4 protein-coding genes are annotated in these 5,077 nt (G+C 67.5%); all 4 read right to left on the bottom strand.

Annotated elements, in window-relative coordinates; all coding sequences use genetic code 11:
• Positions 1-158 precede the first annotated feature (158 nt).
• Positions 159-2,654, bottom strand: a complete 2,496-nt coding sequence (locus U858_RS35270) for a TonB-dependent receptor (protein WP_025141311.1) — start codon at positions 2,652-2,654, stop codon at positions 159-161.
• Between the two features lie 225 nt (positions 2,655-2,879).
• A complete protein-coding gene (locus U858_RS0132750) occupies positions 2,880-3,818 on the bottom strand; it encodes a FecR domain-containing protein (RefSeq protein ID WP_025141310.1) in 939 nt (312 codons plus the stop codon).
• A gap of 1 nt (position 3,819) precedes the next feature.
• Complete coding sequence (locus U858_RS0132745; protein ID WP_025141309.1) at positions 3,820-4,314, bottom strand: RNA polymerase sigma factor; 495 nt, start codon at positions 4,312-4,314, stop codon at positions 3,820-3,822.
• 126 nt (positions 4,315-4,440) lie between these two features.
• On the bottom strand, positions 4,441-5,077 hold a 637-nt coding region (locus tag U858_RS0132740), incomplete at its 5' end, for an autotransporter outer membrane beta-barrel domain-containing protein (protein ID WP_029954703.1).

Genomic DNA, 5,077 nt, shown 5'->3' with positions numbered 1-5,077 from the left:
GGGTCGGCCCAGGCGGGCCGCCCGCCATGATGAACCCGCCGCGTCCATTCATCAATATCAAAAACCGCCTATCTGGTATGAGCGCGATTGATATCGTCCGCCGGCCACGCCGCCTTGGGCCATGCCTCGCAGGGCAGGCGCCAAGGCGCGTGCCGGCCCTAGTACTTGACGGTATAAGCCAGCCCGAACGTGCGGCCGCGGCCGTTGAACTGCAACGATTCCGGTGTCATCAGGCCCGTGTACAGCGCCTGTGCACGCTGGCTCCAGGTGGTCTGGTAGCTGCGGTCGAACAGGTTCTGCACGCCGAAACTCAGGGTGCCGTAGCGCTTCATGTCATAGCTGCCCAACAGGTCGAACGTCAGGTAGCCTTCCATGCGGTTGCCCTGGCCGTCGGTCAGGTCGAAGTTGCGGTTGGCCTGCAGGCGCAGCGCGGTGGGGCCTGAGCGCCAGGCGCCGAACACCGACGCCTTGGACGGGCTGGCCAGCGTGATGGTCTGCTTGGCCCAGCCACCGTCGGCCTGCTGCTGTTCCGAGCGGATCGCCAGCCAGTTCACGCCCGCGCTCCAGTGCGGGTTGAAGTCATAGGCGAGCTGGCCTTCGATGCCGTAGTTGCGCACCTTGCGCTCTTCCAGCCCGATGGACAGCGAGATGGGCTGGATCGCCAGGGCCTTGTCGGACCAGGCATAGAACGCCGCGGTCTGCAGGCGCCAGTTGCCGTAGTCGCCACGCCAGCCCAGTTCGACCTGGCGGGTCTTGATGTTGGCCAGTTCCGAGCCGTTGATGGTGACGGCGTTCAGCAGGTTCCAGTTGCCGCCTTGCAGGCGGTAGGTGCCGTTGCCGTAGTACTTGGCCACGTCGACCAGGTCGAAGCCTTCGGAGTAGTTCAGCCAGGTCTGCTGGCTGTCGTCGACCTTCCAGAGCACGCCGGCATTGAACAGGGTGGTGTTGTAGGCGTTGGTGCCGCCCGGGATCTTGTCGGCGCTGCGGCCCACGCCGCTGTTGACCAGGATCTGCTGCGGCACGGGCACGAAGTCGCCCAATTCGACCTTGTTGCGCTGCTGGCGCACGCCGCCGCTCAGGGTGACGCTGCGCGTGACGCGCCAATCGCCTTGCAGGAATGCGGCCCAGGTCTGCGCCTGGTAATCGGGGTAGCGCTGCATGTCGTACAGCTTGTCGAACTTCAGGCCACCCGAGGCCACGGCCTTGTTCCAGTCGAAATAGGCCGAGCCGCCGTTGAATTTCTCGTGGGCGTATTCCACGCCGTAGGTCAGCTTCAGGGCGTCCCAATCCTTGGTCAGGGCGGCCTTCAGGCCCCAGGCGTCGGTATTTTGCTGCGAGGCGCCGTAGTAGTAGCCGCGCTTGCATGCGGCGGCCGTGGCGCAGGTGCCGTCGTTGTAGGTGAACTGGTTGGGGAAGGGATAGAAATCCAGCTTTTCGCGGCGCCAGTAGGCCTGGGTGTACAGGTCTTGTCCGCCCAGGATGTTGTTGGCCGAGTAGTCGGCCGCCAGCATGCTGCGTTCGGTGGCCGGCTTGACGTCGGATTCGAAGCCGTTGCGGATATCCAGCTGGCTGGGATCGGCGGGGCCCGTCAGGCCCAGGCCGCCGCGCAGGCCGTTGCCCAGGTACAGCGCCTTGCCGGGGTTGAATTCCGAGTTGTAGAACTGGCCCAGCAGCTTGAGCTTCTGGTTCTCGGCCAATTGCACGTCCAGCGTGCCGGACAAGTCCAGCGACCGGTTGTATTGCAGGTCGGTCTGGGTGGTGTCGGGCGTGACCTGCTTGCCGTTGGCATCGTAGGCGGCGCCGTTCTGCGAATACGCGACGGCGAGCCGGCCGAAGACTTTTTCCGAGCCGCCGCTGACCGATTGGGCAACGCGCCAGTCGTGGTCATCGCTGCCGTCGAAGCCGCTGCGGGCGGCGACTTCGCTGGTGAACGAGGCGGGGCCGGGCGCGCCGCGCTTGGTCACGATGTTGATGATGCCGCCGGTGGCGCCGCCGCCATAGACCGAGCTGGCGCCCGACAGCACTTCGATGCGTTCGATGTTGAACGGCGAGATCGAATCGAACTGGCGGCTGATGTTGCGCATGGAATTGAGCGACACGCCGTCGATCATGATCTGGGCGTTGCGCCCGCGCATGTTCTGCGAATAGTTGGTGCGGCTTTGCGAACCGAGGTCCAGGCTGGGCACCAGGCTGCCCAGGATTTCCGACAGCGAGGCGCCGCCATGGGCCTGTTCTTCGATCTGCTGGCTGTCCAGGTACCAGACGGTGCGAGGCAGTTCGCTGATGCTGGTGGGGGTGTAGCCGCCCACGACCACGACCGTGTCCATCGTGCTGGTCACGGCGGGTGCGGCGGCGGGGGCCGGGGCGGGTTCGATCAGCACCGTGTCGGCGCCGGTATAGCGCCATGCCAGGCCGGTGCCGGCCAGTACCCGTTCCAGGGCGTCGGCGGGCGCCAGCGTGCCGTTCAGGGCCGCGGCCGTCTTGCCCTGGGTCAGCGCGGCCGGAAAGCTGATCTGCAGGCCAAGCTGGCGGCCCAGGTCCAGCAGCGCGGCGTCCAGCGGCTGGCTGCGCAGGGTAACGGCGCGGGCACTGGCGGTCTGGCTCGCGGGCGGCGCGGTCTGGGCCTGGGCGGATGCGGCGAACGCCAGCGTCAAGGCCAATGCCAGGGGCGCGTGACGGCTGAGCCGCCGCTGGGCACGGGGCGGGGCGGATCGGGTCGGGGCGGATCGGGTCGGGGAAGGGGACGGCGAGGGGGAAGACAGCAAGGGGCGGGACAGCGGCGTGCGTGCGGACATGGAGGTCGGGTCTCGGTGCTTGGTAGTGGGGATTTCCTAGTAAGACGCCCCCAGCGGCGCGCGACCCTACCCCTGTCTTTGAAATTATTTGCCGTCGCCGATCCAGGCCCACGAGCCCCAGCGGCGCACGGTGACGCCGGCCGCGGCCGCCAGCGCCGCCAGGGCATCGGGGTTGTCCACGGCCACCACGGAAGAAATGCGCCGCTTGCCGGCGGCGTCTTCGACCCAGGTGGTCATGCCGGTGTAGCGGTTCAGTTGAGCCACGGCGTCGGCCAGTGGCACGTCGCGCAGCAGCAGCTTGCGCTCGGCCCAGGCCGCGGCGGCACTGGCATCGACCGGGTTGACGGTGATGCCGCTGGCCTGAATGCCGGCGTGCTGGTCGGGCGACAGCACCTGGGCGGCGGTGCCGGGCGCGCAGACGGCGCAATCGACCCGCACCTGGCTTTCCAGCACCGACACATCGGTGGTGTCGGGCTGCAGGCGGCTGACCTCGTAGCGCGTACCCAGGGCCGTGGCGTGGGCTTCGGGCGTGGCCACCACAAAGGGCCGCTGCGGGTCGCGGGCCACGGTGAACAGCGCCCGGCCGTGCAGCAGGGTCACCCGGCGTTCGGTGCCCGACAGATCACTGCGGATCGCCGATTCGGCGTCCAGCAGCACCCGGCTGCCGTCGGCCAGCACCACTTCGCGGATTTCGCCCGCGGCAGTGACCGCGTCGGCCTGCCAGCGCCACCAGGCGCCGCTCTGCCACAGGAATACGCCGCAGAATGCGACGCTACAGCTGACTGCTGCGATGATCTTGCCGCGGCGCTTGCGGCGTTGCAGGTCGCGGGCCAGGTCCTGGCGCAGGGCATCGCCACTGACCTGGTTCATCTGACGCCACAGCGCGGCCACGCTGTCGTAGCAACGGGCGTGATCGTCGCTGGCGCTATACCACTTGGTGAAGCGGGCATCGGGCAGGGCGTCGGGCGCGGCGCCGTTGCGGCGGACCACCCAGCGGGCGGCGTCTTGTTCCACGGCGTCCATGTCAGTCGTCCGCCAGGGCCTGGCGGCAGGCCAGCAACACCCGGGTCATGTGCTTTTCGACGGTCTTGACGCTGACGGCCAGCGCCTGGGCGATGTCGCCATAGCTGTCGCCATCGATCTTGTGCATCAGGAAAATCTGCCGGGTGCGCACCGGCTGGCGCAGGATGGCGGCTTCGAGGCGGGCGATGGTCTGGCGCATGGCGGCCACGTCCAGCGTGTCCGGGGCGGATGGGTCTGCGACCTGGGACTGCGCGTAGACCGTCTGCTTGCGCTGTTCGGCCGTGTCGCGCCGCTGCAAGTCGATGGCCAGGTTGGCCGCCACCTGGAAGACGTAGGCGCGCAGGTTGTCGACCGGGGCCTTGAGCGCTCGCGCCCGGGCCAGCTTGATCCAGGTTTCCTGGGCGCAATCTTGCGCGGCATCCCGCGAACCGGTGCGGCGCGACAGGAAGTCGACCAGTTCGCGGTAGTGGGCGACGACGGTCTCGGCAAGCATCATGGCGGTCATGCGGGGCAGGAGAGGGCAATGAAAAACAGTCGCACATTATAATGAGAAACGTTCTTATTGCACTTATCCTGAACCCTGACCGCGGTGGTGAGGATCGTTCTGGCGGCGAGCCGGTACCTACCAGCGGTACCCGACGTTGACCATGCCGCCGTAGCCGCGCTGGTTGTTGTTGCCCGCCTGGCCGAAGACGTGGCCGGATACCTGGACGGCGCGGCTGACGCGGCCTTCGGCGCCTACCTTCAGTTCCAGGCTGTTGCGCGACAGGGAGGCATCCAGAGTGTTCGGGCCCATCTGCACCGAGGGGTTGCCGAAGCTGTGCAGCCAGTTGGCTTCCAGGAACGGGCGCACGGCCGGCGTGTTGGGAGTGGCCTGCGGATACAGGCGGACGCCGACGCGTGAGTTCCAGGCGTTGTCGTTGCCGCTGCGCATGCGGGTGCCTTGCAGCGTGGCGTCCTGGGCGTCATAGCGGCTGTAGACCAGCTGGGCATGCGGCTCGACGATGACGGGGCCCAGGGCCGAACTGTCGGCAAAGGGTTTGACGGCGTAGCCGGCTTCGAGCGAGGCGCTCAAGACGGTGGAGTGGTAGCGGGTGGAACCCAATTCGCTGTTGATCTGGTTCGAATAGCGGCCATATTGCAGCCAGGTATCGGCGTAGGCGCCCATCCGGGTCGCTGCGTTCTGGTAGAACGTGCCGTACACCCCGACCGAATAGCCGGAGACCTTGCCACGGGCGCGGGCCTGCACCGTGGCGCCG

This window comes from Achromobacter sp. DH1f (assembly GCF_000633435.1).
Classification (GTDB): Bacteria; Pseudomonadota; Gammaproteobacteria; order Burkholderiales; family Burkholderiaceae_B; genus Achromobacter; species Achromobacter deleyi.
Note: the sequence above shows the minus strand (reverse complement) of the source record. Positions and strands in the feature narration are given on the sequence as shown.